Here is a 15,544-nt window from a genome sequence, read left to right as displayed (position 1 = left end):
GCGAGAACTCCGATTGGATGGCGAGGTTGTTTACGGTGACGGAACAGGAACGGCAAACTTTGATCGTTGGCGAAGGCGAAAATGCCCGCCTCATTGCATACCGAGCCAGCTCGAAAGGCGAATCGTCGGGCCCCGGGTTCTTTTGGCTTTCGGGTTTCATGTCGGATATGGGCTCGACTAAGGCAACGGCACTCATCGACTGGGCAGAAAAGCGTGGCCGCGGGGCAACGCTTTTCGACTACTCCGGTCACGGGGCCTCGAGCGGACGTTTCGTCGACGGAACGATCGGACGCTGGCTCGATGAAGCTGTCGCGGTCTTCAAATCGGCGACGCAGGGCGAGCAGATCATCGTAGGATCGAGCATGGGCGGTTACATCGCCCTTCTTCTTCTGCGACGGCTGATGCGGTACGACCCATCTGCGGCCCGGCGCATCAAGGCATTGCTTCTGATTGCGCCCGCGTGGGACATGACCGAAGAACTGATGTGGAAACAGTTCGACGCGAACGCACGTGCCGAGATCGAGGCCCGCGGATATTTCGAACGTCCGTCGGCGTATGACGCGCCCTACACCATCTCGCGAGCGTTGATCGAGGATGGGCGCGCACATCTACTCGCACGCCAACCGTTCGATCCGGGCCGGCCGGTCGTCATTCTTCAAGGCAGACTGGATGAAGACGTGCCCATCGAGCACACGCGCGAGCTGACCGGCTTTCTAACGGGTGGGCATACGAAGCTGATCGAAGTCGCCGACGCGGGACATCGCCTGTCGCGCCCGCAGGATCTCGATCTGCTGTTCTCTGAATTGGAGAAGCTCAGCTAACCCTGCGGCGATCGTCGTTGAATTACTTCCCGTCGTCGGGGCGATCGTCGCCGTCAGGCAGGCTGTCCGCAATGGCGCTTTCGAGTAGCGCCGGACCAGCCGCCTGCGCGGTTTTCTCGGGCACGATCCACATTCTGAATTCGTGCGTGACGAGGGGATTGTTACAAACGAGGTCATCGCCATCCTTGCGGCACGTCGTGTCGGCCGCGATTGTGTAGCCGCCCTTGCCCACGCCACGACTCTCGCCAACCTCGACGAGTTCAACCGGTGCGTCGGGAGCAATCGGAATATTGCGGAACGCGCATGCCGATTTTCCACTGCAGGAATCGCCCATCGGCGTTGCGGTCGTCTTCAGAGCGAGAGCGTTTGAACGCGGCATCGGCTTGGCAGGCGCTTCAAGCCCGTTCGAGATCCAACATTGTTGATCGAAACAGAGGATCGGATCAGGCCGGACGCCGGGATTTCCTCCGAGGTCATCCAGAACGACGAGAACAGTGGCGCGCTCGCCCTTGTTTTCAGACGTTTGGGCTGAGGGCGCAGGCGAACTTTTTGGGGCGCTGCTTGCAGATGCTGGGGCTTCAGCGACGGCGGGCATCGGCGCGGTGCGAGCCGGTGCTGCAGTCAACGGGGCGGGCCGTTGCTCCGGCTCGCGCGCAACAACCGGCTGAGCCGGAAGCGCGTTGTTCTCGATGCCGGTAGTCGAGACTGCCCGAATGAATTGAGCGGAAGGACCGACGGCAAACGCCTTCTGCCGCTCGATCTTCTCAGCGCGCGCTTCCTCAAGCATTTCAATTTCGTAGTCGGCGCCAGGCTTGGGCGGGTCTGCCACCTGAGTGGCCTGCGGAACTTGGACAGGTTTGGCCGCCTGGAAGGGCTTTGCAACCTGAAGAGGTTTCGCGACGGGCGGGGCTTTCACAACCGCTGCTGGCTTCTTCGGCGCTACATTCGGCTCGCTGGCTTCGGAGAATTTTTGCGCAATGGCCTGCGCCGGATTGACGGGCTCGGCGCTCGCGGCTGACGCGAGAGCGGCAAGAGCAGCAGCAAACAGCACAATTCGGGGTGTCATGAGAGTTCGCCCTGGGCATCCACGGCCATCGTGGAAACATGCCGCCTGCACCCTATACCTCAAGGAGCGGCATCGCATTCGGGCGGAATGACGGAAATGGTGTGACGGTAAAAGAATGGACACACCACCCGCTGGCTCACAGCCCGGCGATCGCCTTAAGCCCTTCGCGATAAGTAGGATACGCAAGGTTAACCCCGAGCGCTGACTTCATCCGGGCATTCGATACCTTCTTGCTCTCCGCATAGAAGCTTCGCGCCATGGGGCTGAGCCCGGCGTCCGTCGGGTCGGTCGCTGGCGGGCAGGGTACGTTCAGCAGCGTTGCGCCGTACTCGATCACGTCCTGCGGCGGCGCGGGAAGATCGTCGGTCACGTTGAAAATGTGCGTGCCATCACGGAGATCAAGCGCCGCTTCGACAGCCGTCGCGATGTCGTCGACATGCACGCGGTTCGTGACCTGCCCCGGCTTGAACACGCGCCGCGCGGTGCCCGCTCTCAACTGATCGATGGCGCTTCGTCCGGGGCCATAAATCCCGGGTAGCCTGAAGATGGTAACAGCCTTGTGCGAGTCTGTGCCGAGCTTTGACCACGCAATCTCCGCCTTGAGGCGCCGCATGCCACGATCGCTGCCAGGGTTGGCGAGTGTCGTCTCATCGACCCACTCTCCACCAGAGTCGCCGTAGACGCTGACGGATGAGAAATATCCAAGCCAGCGGATGGTGCCCGCCGCAGCAATGTCATTTCCGTAGACAAGCAAAGCAGGATCGCCCGCTTCGTCCGGCGGGATCGACTGCAGAACGTGCGTTGCCGTGGCGAGAGTTTCAGCCAATGCGTCGTCTCTCGTGCGTCCGTCGAAAAGATGCGCCTGATAACTGGAGCGCTTGAGCGCTTCGACACCCTCAGGCGTTCTCGCTGTGCCCGAGATCGTCCAACCAAGCTGTTTGAGACGCGGCGCAAGAACGCCCGCCGAATAGCCAAGGCCGAAACAAAAAAGATGGCTCATGCCGTCGCCTCGTCGAATGCTGCTGTCCATTCCGCGGCGACTTCAGGATCCGATTCATGAGGTTCATGCTCAAGCCGCAAGCGCGCGGCCTCAGCTTCGTCCATCAAGCGCCGTGCCGACCAGACGGCCATAGCGCGCACCAGGGGAGAGTCATCCTTCAGAAATGGTAAAACCAGCGGAAGAAACGAGCGATCCGCGGAGTTGCCCGCAGCAATCAGCGCGTTGCGGATGACGCGATTTCGCCCCGTGCGTTTGACGGGCGTTCCCGCAAAGCGCACGCGAAACGCGGCATCGTCCAACGCGAGCAGTTCAGCAAGAGGCGGATTTCCTTTTCCCCCGGCCGCAGCGAAGCGCAGTTCTGTCGTTACCTCGGCGAACTTGTTCCACGGGCAAACCGCCAGACAGTCGTCGCAGCCGAATACGCGGTTTCCCATCGGTTTGCGAAACTCGGCCGGAATATGCCCGCGATGCTCGATCGAGAGATAGGCGAGGCAGCGCCGCGCATCGAGCTGATAAGGCGCTGGGAATGCTTTCGTCGGACAGATATCCAGACAGCGCTGGCACGAGCCGCAATGATCCGTCTCGGGTGCGTCGGGTTCAAGCGCTGCGGTCGTCAGAATGGAACCGAGGAAAAGCCAGGAGCCATGCTCGCGCGAAACGAGGTTCGTGTGCTTGCCTTGCCAGCCAAGCCCAGCTTTCGCCGCCAGCGGCTTTTCCATCAGTGGCGCTGTATCGACGAACACCTTGACGTCTTCGCCTGACTTCGCCGCGAACGCGCGAGCCAGCGCCTTGATCTTCTTCTTGACCACGTCGTGATAGTCGCGGCCCTTCGCATAGACCGAAATGATGCCTTCATCGCGCGTTTCGAGTGCGTCGAGCGGATTGTCCTCAGGCGCATACGATTGCCCGATCATGATCGCAGTCTGCGCATCCGGCCAAAGCGTCAGCGGGTCGCCGCGTCGGTCGGCGTTCTCTTCCATCCAGTCCATGTCACCGTGCCGACCAGCGGCAAGGAAATACTTCAGGCGTTCCGAAAGACGGTCATCGCGATGAAGGCGCGCAAAGCCAATCGCGTCGAGGCCAAGCGCACGCGCTTCACGGCGAAGCAGCGCTTTCAGATCAGCGGGAAGAGGGACGGATTGCGACACGATACACTGCGCTTGTCTCAGAAATCGAGATCGGAATAGACCGCCGATGGAGCCGAGCCTGGCACGCGATCGGCAAGCAGCGCCCGAAACGACGGCCGCGACTTGATCCGTTGATACCAGATCTTGACGGCCGGGTATTCGTTCCACGGCATCTCACCAAGATAGTCGACGACCGATATATGCGCAGCCGCCGCAAAATCGGCGAAGCTGAGGTCATCGCCCGCAAGCCAGCGCCGCGCGTCAGCAAGATAACCGGTATAGGCGAGGTGATAGCGCAGGTTCGTGCGCACAGTCCGCAGAATGCTCGGGTCTGGCGAGCCGTGCGTTGGCCGCATCGTCTCGTAAACCTTTTCGTTCAGCAACTCGCGGGACACTTCGCGGTCAAACTTACCGTGATACCAATCGACGAGCCGCCGCACTTCTGCGCGGCCTTCGCGATTTCCGGGAAAGAGCGGCGGAGGCCGCGTCGCCGTCGCACGCGATGGCGGCATCACTTCTTCTGCGATGTACTCCGAAATCGAATAGGCACCGCAGAGCGTTGGCCCGCCGTCGTACTCCAGCACGGGCATTTCACCGGCCGGATTCTTGGCGAGGAAATCCTTGCGCCACTCCCACGGGTTCTCGTCGAGCAGCGCGATCTCCGTTCCATACTCCGCAAGCGCGAGACGTATCGAACGAGACCGTGGGCAAAGCCGATATTGTGTGAGACGGGGAGGGGACGACATTGGTTCGCTTGGCTGTTGAAGCGGCGACTATACCTTCGTCATCGGCCGATTCGAAGGCGCTATGCCAAAGCGCCGCTATAATGGTGGGCGGAATTCTGCTAACGCTCTCGCGCCGCGACAGGGGAGCGAGGGATCATGGAGACTTGGCAAGTCATTTTGCTCGGATTGATCGAAGGATTGACCGAGTATCTGCCCGTATCCTCCACCGCTCATCTTCTCCTGACAGAACAGCTGCTGGGCGTCAGCTCGCCGGGCAGAACATTCGAAGTTCTGATCCAGCTCGGCGCCATCGTGGCTCTGCTGACCGTCTATTCGGGTCGGCTGTGGCAGCTTGCCCGCGATCTGCCCAGCGATGCGCGAACGCGCCGCTTCGTTTTCGCGGTCCTGGTCGCCTTTCTACCGGCGGCGGTGATCGGTGCGCTGGCGCACAAGATTATCAAGGAATACCTGTTCGAATCTCCGTTGATCATCTGCATCGCGTTGATAGTCGGCGGCATCATTCTATTGATCGTAGATCGCATGCCGCTGCGCCCACGCCACCATGACGTGATGGATATTTCTCCATCGACAGCGTTCAAAATCGGCCTTTGCCAGTGCTTGGCGATGATTCCGGGCGTCTCGCGCTCCGGCTCGACCATCGTCGGCGCGATGTTCCTTGGTGCCGATAAGCGCACCGCTGCCGAGTTCTCGTTCTTCCTCGCGATGCCCACGATGGCCGGAGCATTCGCCTATGATCTATACAAAAACTGGAACCTGCTGAGCCCTGATGACGTCGGCAACATTGTGCTGGGCTTTCTGGCAGCGTTCGTCACGGGCGTGATCGTGGTGCGCTATGCGCTAGACTTCATCTCCCGCCGCGGCCTGTCGTTCTTCGGCTGGTGGCGCCTTCTTGTCGGCGGCATAGGCCTTGGCGCGCTCGCCGTCCTGCACTAACGCTGGCGCCTCCAGAGCACCGTCATCCTCGGACCAATGAGCAAAGCGAATGCAGTCCGGGGATCCAGCGCAAGACTCGGCGTAGCCGTCGACACAACTGCGTCGCGCTCGACCGAGGGCGACGATCGCGTGGATGAATAGACGGCCGTCTTTTGCCAGCCGCCGGAGATTTAAGCGGCGTGCGACGCGATCGGCTTGGTGAGAACGCGCCGGAGACCGTCGGCATCTTTCGCGCTACGCAATCCTTCCAGCGTCGCCGGATCTCTTACGAGACGCGAAATGCGCGCCAGCGCCTTGAGGTGATCGCCACCGGCTTGTTCCGGAGCGAGCAAAAAGAACAGCAAATCGACCGGCTCACCGTCATGGGAATCGTACTGCACCGGTTGGTTGAGGCGCGCGAACAGGCACGTAATCGCTTTCACGCCGGAAAGCTTCACGTGCGGAATGGCGATGCCGCGACCGAGCCCGGTCGAGCTCAGCCGCTCCCTCTGCAGCAAAGCCGCGTAGACCTCCTGCGCTTGCATACCGGTCGCCTGTTCGGCTTTCAGCGCGAGTGCTTGCAGAGCTTGCTTCTTGTCGTCGGCATGGAGCCGCGAAATGATCCCGTCACGGGCAAGCATGTCTTCGATGTTCATTGCATCTCCGATGCACTGGTCGGTGCTGCTGACGCCCTGTAAGCGTCAGCAGTTCAGTGAATTCTATTTTAAAAACGTCTGGTAGCTTCAGCCCGCGCCTTGCACCACGCGCGTTCCATCAGCGGCCGACGCAGCAGCTTGAGATTCAGCGTCGATCCACCCGATGTGGCCGTCATTGCGACGGTAGACAACATTCAGTCCCCCGTGTGCGGCATTCCTGAAAATCATGAAGGATGCTTCCGACAAATCAAGCTGCATAACAGCCTCACTCACCGTCATGTGGCCAATATTGCGCTGGCCTTCGGCGATAATAAGCGGATTCGCGTCCTCTCGATGCTCCTGTTCGCCGTCTTCTTCAGTGACGCCGACAACATAGTCGCGCGCCTCAATGCCAGTACGGCGCCGGGCGGCCGCTTCCGCGGAAGAATGGTTCTTAATGCGGCTTTTATAGCGTCTTACGCGCGTTTCAAGTCTATGAGCGGCGGAATCTGCGCTGGAATAAGCATCATCAGATTCACCATGCGTTTCGAGCAGTAACCCACTGGTGAGGCGCACGGAGCACGAAGTCTTAAAAAGCCCGCGTTCACGCTCAAGCCGGATGTGGCCGTCCGGCACTCGACCCAAATACTTCTGCAACACCGCTGTAATTTTATCGCCCGCATACGTTTTGAATGCATCGCCAGCGTCGAGGTTTTTTCCAGTGATTTGGATGGTCATGCCGCCCTGCCTGTATTGCAAATGGTGGTGGACGAAAAGCACACGTGTGCGCTTTTACCTTTGGGCGGATTACGATGACAAACGAGTGTGGCCGCCGCAAGCCGGACCTTCAGGTACTGAAATTATGGGCCGAGCCGCGAATATGTCAAATCACTCTTGGCGTCTTCCAGGCGAATAAAAACAATTAAAAACAGCATCTTACATAAGATCTAAAGAGTTCCACTCAAGTGTTCTGAAAGTCGTTTATCACGGCGCCGTTGAACCGATGATGGAATGCGCATGGCTTCGCGATACTTGGCGACAGTGCGCCGGGCAATATCGACACCTTCAGCCCGCAGCCGATCGACAATTTGGTCGTCCGACAATACGCCGTCAGCCGACTCCGCATCGATCAGTTGCTTGATTCGATAACGCACCGATTCCGAGGAATGGGCTTCGCCATCGCTCGATGATGCGATCGCGGACGTGAAAAAATACTTGAGTTCGAAGATGCCCCTCGGCGTCGCCATGTACTTGTTCGACGTCACGCGCGAAACAGTCGACTCGTGCATCGAAATAGCGTCGGCGATCGTCTTGAGATTGAGCGGTCTCAGATGCTGGACGCCGTACACGAAAAAGCTGTCCTGCTGACGCACGATCTGATCCGCCACTTTCAGAATCGTCCGTGCACGCTGATCGAGGCTTTTTACAAGCCAGTTCGCCGTTTGCAGGCATTCGAACAGGTAATCCTTGTCCCGTTCGTTGTTCGCCGTCTTGGCGACACGCGTGTAGTAGGTGCGGTCGATGAGAACGCGCGGCAGCGTCTCGCTGTTGAGTTCAACATGCCAGCCACCATCTGAAGCCGCACGAACGATCACGTCAGGCACGACCGGCTGCATCTGCACGGAACCGAACTTCAATCCGGGCTTTGGATTGAGGCATTTGATTTCGCGGATCATGTCCGCGAGTTCATCCATGTCGACGGCGACGGCTTTCTTGAGCGCTGTAAGGTTCCGACTTCCCAGCAGATCGAGATTGGCCAGCAGCTTCGCCATCAACGGATCGTAACGGTTCTGATCCTTGAGCTGCAGCGCGAGGCATTCGGCGAGCGATCGCGCGAATACACCGGGCGGGTCGAAGGTCTGCAGTTTGGTCAGTACGGATTCAACGAATTCCAGAGACTTGCCGAGCCGATCGGCAAGAGACGCAAGATCTGCCGGGATGTAACCCGCTTCATCCGTGAGATCGATCAGATACTGCCCGACGATCCGTTCGACGCTGTCGGAGACGGTCAGCGGCAGTTGCTCGCTGAGATGCTGACGCAGCGACACCTGATTGGCGACATAGTCTTCGAGGTCATTGTCCTCGTCGCCGCCGTTGTGCATGCGCTGGGTGACGTTCGCCCATCCAAGACCGGATGCCGAGGGGTCATATGACGGTTCGCCCGTACCCGGTTCCTGAAAGACGTTACCGAAATCCGCGTCGAGCCCGCCGCTCTGATCTTGAACCGGTTCGCGCAGGTCGAGCCAATTGTCGTCTTCGCCCCCGTCCGTGCCGCTGCCGTCGTCGGCTTTCTCGGGTACAGCTTCGGCGTTCTGGGCGGTGGTTTCTTCTCGCTCCAGCAGCGGGTTGCGCTCAAGCTCAGCCTCGACGAATTCGCCGAGTTCGACGTTCGACAGCTGCAAAAGACGGATCGCCTGCTGCAGCTGTGGTGTCATCACCAGCTGCTGGCCCTGTCTCAGCTCAAGTTTTGCAGAAAGCGCCATGCGCTAACCCGCCGCTCCGTCGGTCAAATCCTCAGGAGAGCAATAATCAAGGCGTGTTAACGAACATATCGCCAAGGTACACTCGCCGAACGTCTTCGTTCGATATGATTTCCGAAGGTTTGCCTTGTGTCAGAACCTGACCATCATAGATGATATACGCGCGGTCGATGAGACTTAACGTTTCACGAACGTTGTGGTCCGTGATCAAAACGCCAATTCCGCGTTCCGTCAAATGCCGGACGAGTTGTTGAATATCGCCGACCGCTATCGGGTCGATACCGGCAAATGGTTCGTCCAGCAACATAAACGAAGGCCGGGAGGCCAAGGCCCGGGCAATTTCGCACCGCCGCCGCTCGCCGCCGGAAAGTGCCAGTGCCGGTGATTTACGCAGTCGAGTGATCGAAAATTCCTCAAGAAGTGCGTCCAGCTGCTCTTTCCGCGCCTTCCGGTCAGGCTCGATGAGCTCAAGCACGGCCATGATGTTCTGCTCGACCGTCAATCCACGGAAAATCGAGGCTTCCTGCGGCAGATACCCGACGCCAAGGCGCGCGCGCTGATACATAGGCAGCTTAGTGACGTTCTCGCCATCAAGCGTGATGCGCCCATCGTCCGCGGCTACGAGCCCGGTAATCATGTAGAAAACGGTTGTCTTACCCGCGCCGTTCGGCCCCAAAAGTCCAACGGACTCACCTCGGCCGACGGCTAGGCTGACGCCTTTGACGACCATGCGCTTGCGATAGGATTTCTTAATCCCATAAGCCGTCAGCCAGCCTTCCGCGCCAATGGCATGCGGGTCCTGGTCGCTCGCCTGCCCGTTGACCGCAGCCCCGTTTTGCGGCGCGTGGCCGTTCGAGCCTTGCGGAGCACCGCTGGCCTTTGACTTCAGGCGGAATGGCAGAGCTCTGAACACTATCGTTTCTCCGCACGGCTCGCGAAAATCCGCGGCCAGGAAATGTCTCGAACGGCAGCCATCGTCAAGATCAGGGCGCCGTCCGCGATTGCCAGCCGTCCACTTCAGGTGCGGCCGGCTTCTGTTTCTTGCCCATCAATTGTCCCGGATAGAAAACGGCGCTGGGCCGATCCAGCTTCAAATTGCCGTCACTGTCGGTGCTCACGCCTCCAGCCGATGCCGTCGACTTCGCGGTTCCGGCCGGGGGTTCGGTTTTGATCGTAACCTGGCCGGTATTCAAGTCGATGAGCAGCTTATTGCCTTTGACGATGTTCTTGCCCTGGGTCAGCACCACCGCGCCACCAAGCGTCGCAAGGTTGGTCTTAACGTTCACTTCGGCCCAGTCGCCAGTGGCCTTCTGACCATCCTTTGCAACGATCGATACGTTCTTCTTCGCGCGGATTTGCGTCAGTGACGCACCCGCGGAGGTGTCGCCGTCTGCGCTGCGGCCCAGGCCCGCCTTGCCGTTATAATAGGCAGTCATTTCCGCGGACCGGATCGTGAAGTTACCCTGCAGCGTGATGACATCGCCGCTGAACAACGCAGTCTTGGCGTTGTCATCGACATCAAGCCGCATCGCCGTCACGTCGTACGGCGCATTCGGATCGGTCTTGAACGTCGCGCCGAACGGAATGCCGCCTGCCGACGGGTCGGCATCGTCTTCGCTTGCTTTCGTCGCAGACTGAGCGGGTTTCACGAAGTGTGCTGAAATCCGGCCCGCCGTTGCGTCCGTCGGCGCCGTCAATTGCATTTTGTTGGTGGTCTGATTGAACACGAGGCGACGCCCTTTCAGCACGTTCGCGCCTTGCGTAACGACAACCGGCCCGGTCAGAACCATGGTTTGCGCCGCCTGATTGTATTCGGCCCGGTCACCAACGGCTTTCTTATCGTCGCCTTGCGTCAGAACCACGTCACCGTCGAGCACCGCGACCTGAGACGCTGCATCGAATTGCGCGGTTTGGCTGGTGGCAGTTTCACCTGACGCTTGCACCAGAACGACGGAATCCCGCGCAATGATCGACTTGACCTTCGTGCCCGGCTCTTCGGTCTTGGCCTGCGCCGTCTCTGCGGTCTCCGAGCCCGTCGGCGCAACCTCGCCTTCGTAACTCACCGACATTTCAGGCGCGGAGAGCGTGGCACCCGCTTGCGTCGCGACCACTTTGCCGGTGAAGAGCGCCGTTTTCTTTGTGTCGTCCACATCGAGCCGGTTGGCGGAGACATCTACGGGTTCGCCGGGCTTTCCAAACGGCATTGCCTTCGGTGCCGAAGGATCCTCTGCGGCCGCCGCCACAGGTGCTTTCGTCTTCATGTGCGCGCGCACGTTGTCGACAAAAGTATATTCCTTTGTCTTCTGGCGGATCGTCAGTTGGTTCGAGAGGATCGTGCCCGCACCCATCGCGATGGTCGATGGCTGGTCCGACGTGATGATCCCTTCTTTCGTTTGGATCATTGCGTGCGTCAGCGTCGCGTTGAGGCCGCCGTCTCCTGTAACGCGGATCGAATCCTGCAGCTCAAGCGTGCTCGCTTTGTTGTCGAAGATGCCACGCGCCGCGACGAGATGAGTCTTTTGCTTCTTCGCATCGAGCAGGTCGCCGGTAATGCCTTCGAGATGAACCAGCGTCAGCGACTTCAGATCCTGTTGCGCGGTCTCGGCCTTCACCCAGTAGCGCCCGCCGTCCGCATTGAATCCCTCGTAGTGCGGATTCTTCATTTTCAGATTGTCGGCAACGATCTGCGGGATCTGCAGCGACGGCATGGCGGGGCCGACGCCTTTGCCGCCGAGAACAACCAGAAGGAAAAGCCCGGAAGTCACGAGGGCAAGGAGCGGCAGCGAGATCTTGAGCAGCCGAACATGACGCGAATGGCGGTGCGCCAAACGACGGCTCACCGTGCGGTCACCGGCAAAAACGATGTTAGACGAACGCGAGCGCCCGCCCGCCGTGGCGCTGTCAGATGTGGCAGCCATTGAGGCCCATGCAACTATTCCCCGAGGAAACCTCAATCTCAGCCGGAAATGGGGAGACTTTGGGACGGGAGGCTGGAGATCACGGAAATCCGGAGCCGTGGGTGCCGGTTCTCCGCCGAAAACTGCTTAATGCGCGAAGATGTCGTCATCCTCGAAGCCCGCAAGATCGAGCCGCGCCCGCGTCGGCAGGAAGCTGAACGCCGATTCAGCGAGTTCCTGACGGTCGCTGCGAGCCAGCATTGCATCCAGCTTCGTCTTGATCTCATGCAGGTGCAGCACGTCGTTCGCCGCGTATGCCTTCTGGCTGTCGCTGAGGTTAGCCGCCGCCCAGTCGCTGCTCTGCTGTTGCTTCGAAATCTCGATGCCGAGCAGTTCGCCAACCAGATCCTTCAGTCCGTGCCGGTCCGTGTAAGTGCGAGCGAGCTTCGAAGCGATCTTCGTGCAGTAAAGCGGCCCAGTGGTGACACCGAGATATTGCTGAAGCACGGCCACGTCGAACCGGGCGAAATGGAAAATCTTTAGAGTTGCGGCATCGGCCAGCAGCGCTTTCAGACGCGGCGCCTCATAGGACTTGCCGTCGAATTGTACGAGGTGCGCCGTGCCGTCGCCGCCCGAGAGCTGGACGAGGCAAAGCCGGTCGCGATGCGGTTTCAGTCCGAGCGTTTCGGTATCGATCGCAACGCCTTTCGGAAACGTCAGACCGGCGGGCAGGTCGCCCTTATGCAATTTGATCTTTGGGCCGCTCATCCGCGAATTCCTGGTTTCGTTGCGCCCGGACATGGGGAGACGTTGAGGTGCGTGGCTTTCTCCCATCTGTCAAGACGATGCGAAGCCGCCTGCGCGGCTGTCCCACCGTCAAGCCACGTGCAAGGCGAAGCAGAAACAGTCCGGAGACGATGAAATCCGTCCGGAATCTGCAATGAAAATTCTATTGATCGGACACGGTTACGTCGGGGCTTACCTGCGGCCGCTCCTGATCGGCTCTGGCCTCGACGTGGCTGTTTGCGACCAGAACCCGGATCGCTTGGCCGGCATCCCGAATGCCCTGCGTTGCCGCTATCAAGAATTGACGATCGCGGATCTCGCCAATTTCGACGTCATTCTCTGGTTCGCGGGTCATTCGAGCGTGCCGATGTCGCTCAAGGATCCTGACGGCGCGCTCGCCAACAACTGCCTCGATCTTTTGCATTTCGCGCGCCGCAAGCCGCTTGAAGCACGCCTCATCTACGCAAGCACCGCCAGCGTCTACTCGGTCTTGACCGACGGCGAAATACCGCCCGCGCTGGACGAGTCCGAGACCCGCCTCGATCCGGTCAATCCGTACGACTGTTCGAAAATATCAATTGATGCGCTCGCCCGCTGCTTCACCAATGGCATGACCGGATTGCGCCTCGGCACTGTATGCGGTGAGAGTCCGCTGTTGCGCGCCGAACTGGTCTTCAATGCAATGAACCTCGCCGCAATGCGGAACGGTTGCGTTGAGGTCAGCAATCGTGACTCGCACCGCAACCTGCTCTTCCTGGAAGATCTTGCGCACTACGTTCTGCGCTTGGTCGAGATCGAACAGGAACTGCCGCCAATCCTGAACACCGGGTCTTTGAACACGAGCATAGGCGATCTCGCCGATGCAATCGCGGCCTTCCATGGCGTGCCCGTCGTCGATAAGGGCAGATCGAAAACATATTCGTTCCGCATGAACTGCAATAAAATTCATGCGCTCTGTGGAGCGCCGCCCGAAGCCACGCTGGCCGAGCGGTGTGATCGCTTCCGCAGCATCTACAGCTCCAATCTCAAAGTGGCATCATGACCGCGCCGTGCGTTGCGCAAAGGACGTGCGTGGTGTGCGATGCCGCCGTCACGCCGCTGCTCGATCTTGATGTGCAGCCCCCCGCCAACTTGCTTCTCAGCGACGCGAACGAGCCCTACGAAGCCTTTCCACTGGGATTTGCCGTTTGCCCGTCATGCAGCCACGGCCAGCTCACGCACTTCGTCGACCCCGAACGACTCTTCAAACACTATCTTTATGCGAGCGGTACGAGCGGCACCCTGAAAGCCTATTTCGATTGGTTTTCTGACGCGCTTGCCGCTGTTCAACCAAAAGCGCGCGTGCTCGAAATCGCATCCAACGACGGCTCACTGCTGGCATCTCTCGACGCACGAGGCTTCGACGCAACCGGCGTTGATCCCGCTGAAAATCTAAACGCCATCGCACGCGATGCAGGACGCAAGGTCGTAACGGGCTTCTTTCCTGACGCTCGGCCCGAAGGAACGTTCGATATCATCGTTGCGATGAACGTCGCGGCGCATACGCCCAATCCATCCGCGTTCATGCGAGGCGTGCGCAACAGCCTCTCCGAGGGCGGAACGGCCATTATCCAAACCAGCCAAGCGATGATGATCGCGAACGGCGAGTTCGACACCGTCTATCACGAGCACTACTCGTTCTACACGGTTGCCTCGATGGCGCGCTTGGCAGCAAATGCCGGACTGAGGCTCGACGCAACGCGCCTTGTCTCTGTTCACGGCGTGAGCCTGCTGTTCTTCCTGCGGCGTGCAGAAGACGCGAATACAGAATTTCCATTCGCCGACACGGCACCCTTTGCCGTCGCTTGGCCCGAACCGACACCGCCATTCCTCCGCAAGGATCTCGCGCCTGCGGACGCGCTTGCCGCGTACACGTCTTTCGCCGAGGGCGCACGGTCCGCAATGAAGACCGCGAAAGAACTCGTCGCCGCCCATCAGTCAGCAGGCCGCCGCGTGGCGCTGGTCGGCGTGGCCGCGAAAGCGCTGACGTTCATCCGCGCGGCCGGAATGTCACCAGATATGTACATCGACGAAGCGCCGCTGAAGGTCGGTCTGCACGTGCCCGGCACAAGCCAGGAGATCATGCCGCTGAAGTCCGCCGCGGGACTGTCCGCGGATACGACATTCCTGATCGGCGCCTGGAACTTTGCCGACGAACTCATGCGAAAGATCAGAGCGCTCAATGAGCCCGTCGATCCAAAGTTCGTCATGTATTTCCCAAAGCTTGCTGAGATTGGGTAAGCCATGGTTCGCCGGGTTGTCATCTCGCACTTCTTCAATGAAGCGTACCTGCTGCCGTGGTGGCTGAAGCATCATCGCGATATCTTCGACCACGGCGTCCTGATCGACTACGCTTCGACCGACGGATCGGCTGACATCTGCCGCAGCCTCGTGCCCGGCTGGGAAGTCGTTCAGTCCGAAAACGCATCGTTCGCTGCGATCATGTGCGACTTCGAAGTTATGAAGCACGAACAGCGCTTTCCGGGTGCCTGGAAGCTGGTGCTCAACACCACCGAATTCTTCGTGGCGCCAGGCTTGGAGAAGATGGAGCGCCTTCTCGTTCAGCATGACATGACGGGCGTCCGCTTACCTGGCGCGGTGATGATCGATACGGAGCCGGACGTTGCGCCGGATCCGGCGCTGCCGCTCGTGCAGCAGAAGTCGAGCGGCATTTGGGAAAGCGAGATGGACTTCAAGGGGCTGCAGATTCCCGGCCTCACGTTCCCAACGCGCAGCCGCTTCTATCATCGCTACGAGATTGGCGCGTACACGCCAGGGCGTCACTCGTCACAACTGCCGCGCCAGGTAAACGGTAGCCGCGATCTCGGTTCGATCCATTGGTACGGTTACAGCCCGTGGACAAATGCGTTCAAGGCACGCAAGCTTCAGATCTCGGACCGACGCGATACCTTCGACGTCAAAAACGGATTTGGTGCTCAACATCAGGCGGACATCGATGAACTCGATCGCCGCTGGGCGAAGCTCGCGCCGCTCAGCAATGCGTTGAGCTTGACGGCCTAGCTGCTGCTTATCCG

At 59.7% G+C, this 15,544-nt stretch carries 15 protein-coding genes; 5 read left to right on the top strand and 10 right to left on the bottom strand.

Annotated features, from left to right (window positions below):
• Nucleotides 1-17 precede the first annotated feature (17 nt).
• The gene (locus DLM45_RS05190; protein WP_181336064.1) at nt 18-821 is read left to right on the top strand and encodes an alpha/beta hydrolase; all 804 of its coding nucleotides are present in this window, start codon (nt 18-20) and stop codon (nt 819-821) included.
• 22 nt (nt 822-843) lie between these two features.
• Here the strand turns inward: DLM45_RS05190 and DLM45_RS05185 are convergent, their stop codons facing one another.
• The 4 genes from DLM45_RS05185 to DLM45_RS05170 all read right to left on the bottom strand — a co-directional run bounded on the left by DLM45_RS05185 (nt 844) and on the right by DLM45_RS05170 (nt 4,760).
• Nucleotides 844-1,887, bottom strand: coding sequence for a hypothetical protein (locus DLM45_RS05185; RefSeq protein WP_246317165.1), 1,044 nt, complete (start codon nt 1,885-1,887; stop codon nt 844-846).
• Between the two features lie 136 nt (nt 1,888-2,023).
• Nucleotides 2,024-2,887 (bottom strand): SDR family oxidoreductase, encoded by an 864-nt coding sequence (locus DLM45_RS05180; protein WP_181336060.1) that lies wholly within the window; start codon nt 2,885-2,887, stop codon nt 2,024-2,026.
• Nucleotides 2,884-4,035 carry a tRNA epoxyqueuosine(34) reductase QueG gene (gene queG / locus DLM45_RS05175; RefSeq protein WP_343062242.1) on the bottom strand — a complete coding sequence of 384 codons (1,152 nt, stop codon included), beginning with the start codon at nt 4,033-4,035 and terminating at the stop codon, nt 2,884-2,886. Before queG ends, DLM45_RS05180 begins: the two co-directional genes overlap by 4 nt.
• Before the next feature lie 17 nt (nt 4,036-4,052).
• Entirely contained in the window at nt 4,053-4,760 is a 708-nt protein-coding gene (locus tag DLM45_RS05170; protein ID WP_181336058.1) for a glutathione S-transferase family protein, read from the bottom strand.
• A 135-nt stretch (nt 4,761-4,895) separates the two neighbouring features.
• Here DLM45_RS05170 and DLM45_RS05165 point away from each other — a divergent pair, with 135 nt between their 5' ends.
• Nucleotides 4,896-5,693 carry an undecaprenyl-diphosphate phosphatase gene (locus DLM45_RS05165; RefSeq protein WP_181336056.1) on the top strand — a complete coding sequence of 266 codons (798 nt, stop codon included), beginning with the start codon at nt 4,896-4,898 and terminating at the stop codon, nt 5,691-5,693.
• A gap of 170 nt (nt 5,694-5,863) precedes the next feature.
• On the opposite strand, the gene DLM45_RS05160 is transcribed toward DLM45_RS05165, so the two are convergent.
• The 6 genes from DLM45_RS05160 to DLM45_RS05135 form a co-directional block, all read right to left on the bottom strand.
• Nucleotides 5,864-6,328 (bottom strand): PTS sugar transporter subunit IIA, encoded by a 465-nt coding sequence (locus DLM45_RS05160; protein ID WP_181336054.1) that lies wholly within the window; start codon nt 6,326-6,328, stop codon nt 5,864-5,866.
• 87 nt (nt 6,329-6,415) lie between these two features.
• Nucleotides 6,416-7,087, bottom strand: a complete 672-nt coding sequence (hpf, locus tag DLM45_RS05155) for a ribosome hibernation-promoting factor, HPF/YfiA family (protein ID WP_343062241.1) — start codon at nt 7,085-7,087, stop codon at nt 6,416-6,418.
• Nucleotides 7,088-7,254: 167 nt separating this feature from the next.
• A complete protein-coding gene (rpoN, locus tag DLM45_RS05150) occupies nt 7,255-8,790 on the bottom strand; it encodes an RNA polymerase factor sigma-54 (protein WP_181336052.1) in 1,536 nt (511 codons plus the stop codon).
• Nucleotides 8,791-8,836: 46 nt separating this feature from the next.
• Nucleotides 8,837-9,700, bottom strand: coding sequence for an LPS export ABC transporter ATP-binding protein (gene lptB / locus DLM45_RS05145; protein ID WP_181336050.1), 864 nt, complete (start codon nt 9,698-9,700; stop codon nt 8,837-8,839).
• 70 nt (nt 9,701-9,770) lie between these two features.
• Nucleotides 9,771-11,705, bottom strand: coding sequence for an LPS export ABC transporter periplasmic protein LptC (gene lptC, locus DLM45_RS05140; RefSeq protein WP_181336048.1), 1,935 nt, complete (start codon nt 11,703-11,705; stop codon nt 9,771-9,773).
• A gap of 126 nt (nt 11,706-11,831) precedes the next feature.
• The gene (locus DLM45_RS05135) at nt 11,832-12,452 is read right to left on the bottom strand and encodes a ribonuclease D (RefSeq protein WP_181336046.1); all 621 of its coding nucleotides are present in this window, start codon (nt 12,450-12,452) and stop codon (nt 11,832-11,834) included.
• Between the two features lie 172 nt (nt 12,453-12,624).
• Between DLM45_RS05135 and DLM45_RS05130 the strand changes: the two genes are divergently transcribed.
• Genes DLM45_RS05130 through DLM45_RS05120 form a run of 3 tightly spaced genes read left to right on the top strand, consistent with a single transcriptional unit; the run spans nt 12,625 to nt 15,530 of the window.
• Nucleotides 12,625-13,512 (top strand): NAD-dependent epimerase/dehydratase family protein, encoded by an 888-nt coding sequence (locus DLM45_RS05130; RefSeq protein WP_181336044.1) that lies wholly within the window; start codon nt 12,625-12,627, stop codon nt 13,510-13,512.
• Nucleotides 13,509-14,750, top strand: a complete 1,242-nt coding sequence (locus tag DLM45_RS05125; RefSeq protein WP_181336042.1) for a class I SAM-dependent methyltransferase — start codon at nt 13,509-13,511, stop codon at nt 14,748-14,750. The genes DLM45_RS05130 and DLM45_RS05125 overlap by 4 nt, the downstream gene beginning before the upstream one ends.
• Nucleotides 14,751-14,753: 3 nt before the next feature.
• Complete coding sequence (locus DLM45_RS05120; RefSeq protein ID WP_181336040.1) at nt 14,754-15,530, top strand: glycosyltransferase family 2 protein; 777 nt, start codon at nt 14,754-14,756, stop codon at nt 15,528-15,530.
• Nucleotides 15,531-15,544: the final 14 nt, after the last annotated feature.

This window comes from Hyphomicrobium methylovorum (genome assembly GCF_013626205.1).
Taxonomy (GTDB): Bacteria; Pseudomonadota; Alphaproteobacteria; order Rhizobiales; family Hyphomicrobiaceae; genus Hyphomicrobium_B; species Hyphomicrobium_B methylovorum.
The sequence above is the reverse complement of the archived record's forward strand: the minus strand, read 5'-3'. Positions and strand labels throughout refer to the sequence as shown.

Coding starts and splice junctions, on each gene's coding strand:
- DLM45_RS05190 (WP_181336064.1), top strand. CDS start 18: ATGGCGAGGTTGTTTACGGTGACGGAACAGGAACGGCAAACTTTGATC.
- DLM45_RS05185 (WP_246317165.1), bottom strand. CDS start 1,887: ATGACACCCCGAATTGTGCTGTTTGCTGCTGCTCTTGCCGCTCTCGCG.
- DLM45_RS05180 (WP_181336060.1), bottom strand. CDS start 2,887: ATGAGCCATCTTTTTTGTTTCGGCCTTGGCTATTCGGCGGGCGTTCTT.
- DLM45_RS05170 (WP_181336058.1), bottom strand. CDS start 4,760: ATGTCGTCCCCTCCCCGTCTCACACAATATCGGCTTTGCCCACGGTCT.
- DLM45_RS05165 (WP_181336056.1), top strand. CDS start 4,896: ATGGAGACTTGGCAAGTCATTTTGCTCGGATTGATCGAAGGATTGACC.
- DLM45_RS05160 (WP_181336054.1), bottom strand. CDS start 6,328: ATGAACATCGAAGACATGCTTGCCCGTGACGGGATCATTTCGCGGCTC.
- rpoN (WP_181336052.1), bottom strand. CDS start 8,790: ATGGCGCTTTCTGCAAAACTTGAGCTGAGACAGGGCCAGCAGCTGGTG.
- lptC (WP_181336048.1), bottom strand. CDS start 11,705: ATGGCTGCCACATCTGACAGCGCCACGGCGGGCGGGCGCTCGCGTTCG.
- DLM45_RS05135 (WP_181336046.1), bottom strand. CDS start 12,452: ATGAGCGGCCCAAAGATCAAATTGCATAAGGGCGACCTGCCCGCCGGT.
- DLM45_RS05130 (WP_181336044.1), top strand. CDS start 12,625: ATGAAAATTCTATTGATCGGACACGGTTACGTCGGGGCTTACCTGCGG.
- DLM45_RS05125 (WP_181336042.1), top strand. CDS start 13,509: ATGACCGCGCCGTGCGTTGCGCAAAGGACGTGCGTGGTGTGCGATGCC.
- DLM45_RS05120 (WP_181336040.1), top strand. CDS start 14,754: ATGGTTCGCCGGGTTGTCATCTCGCACTTCTTCAATGAAGCGTACCTG.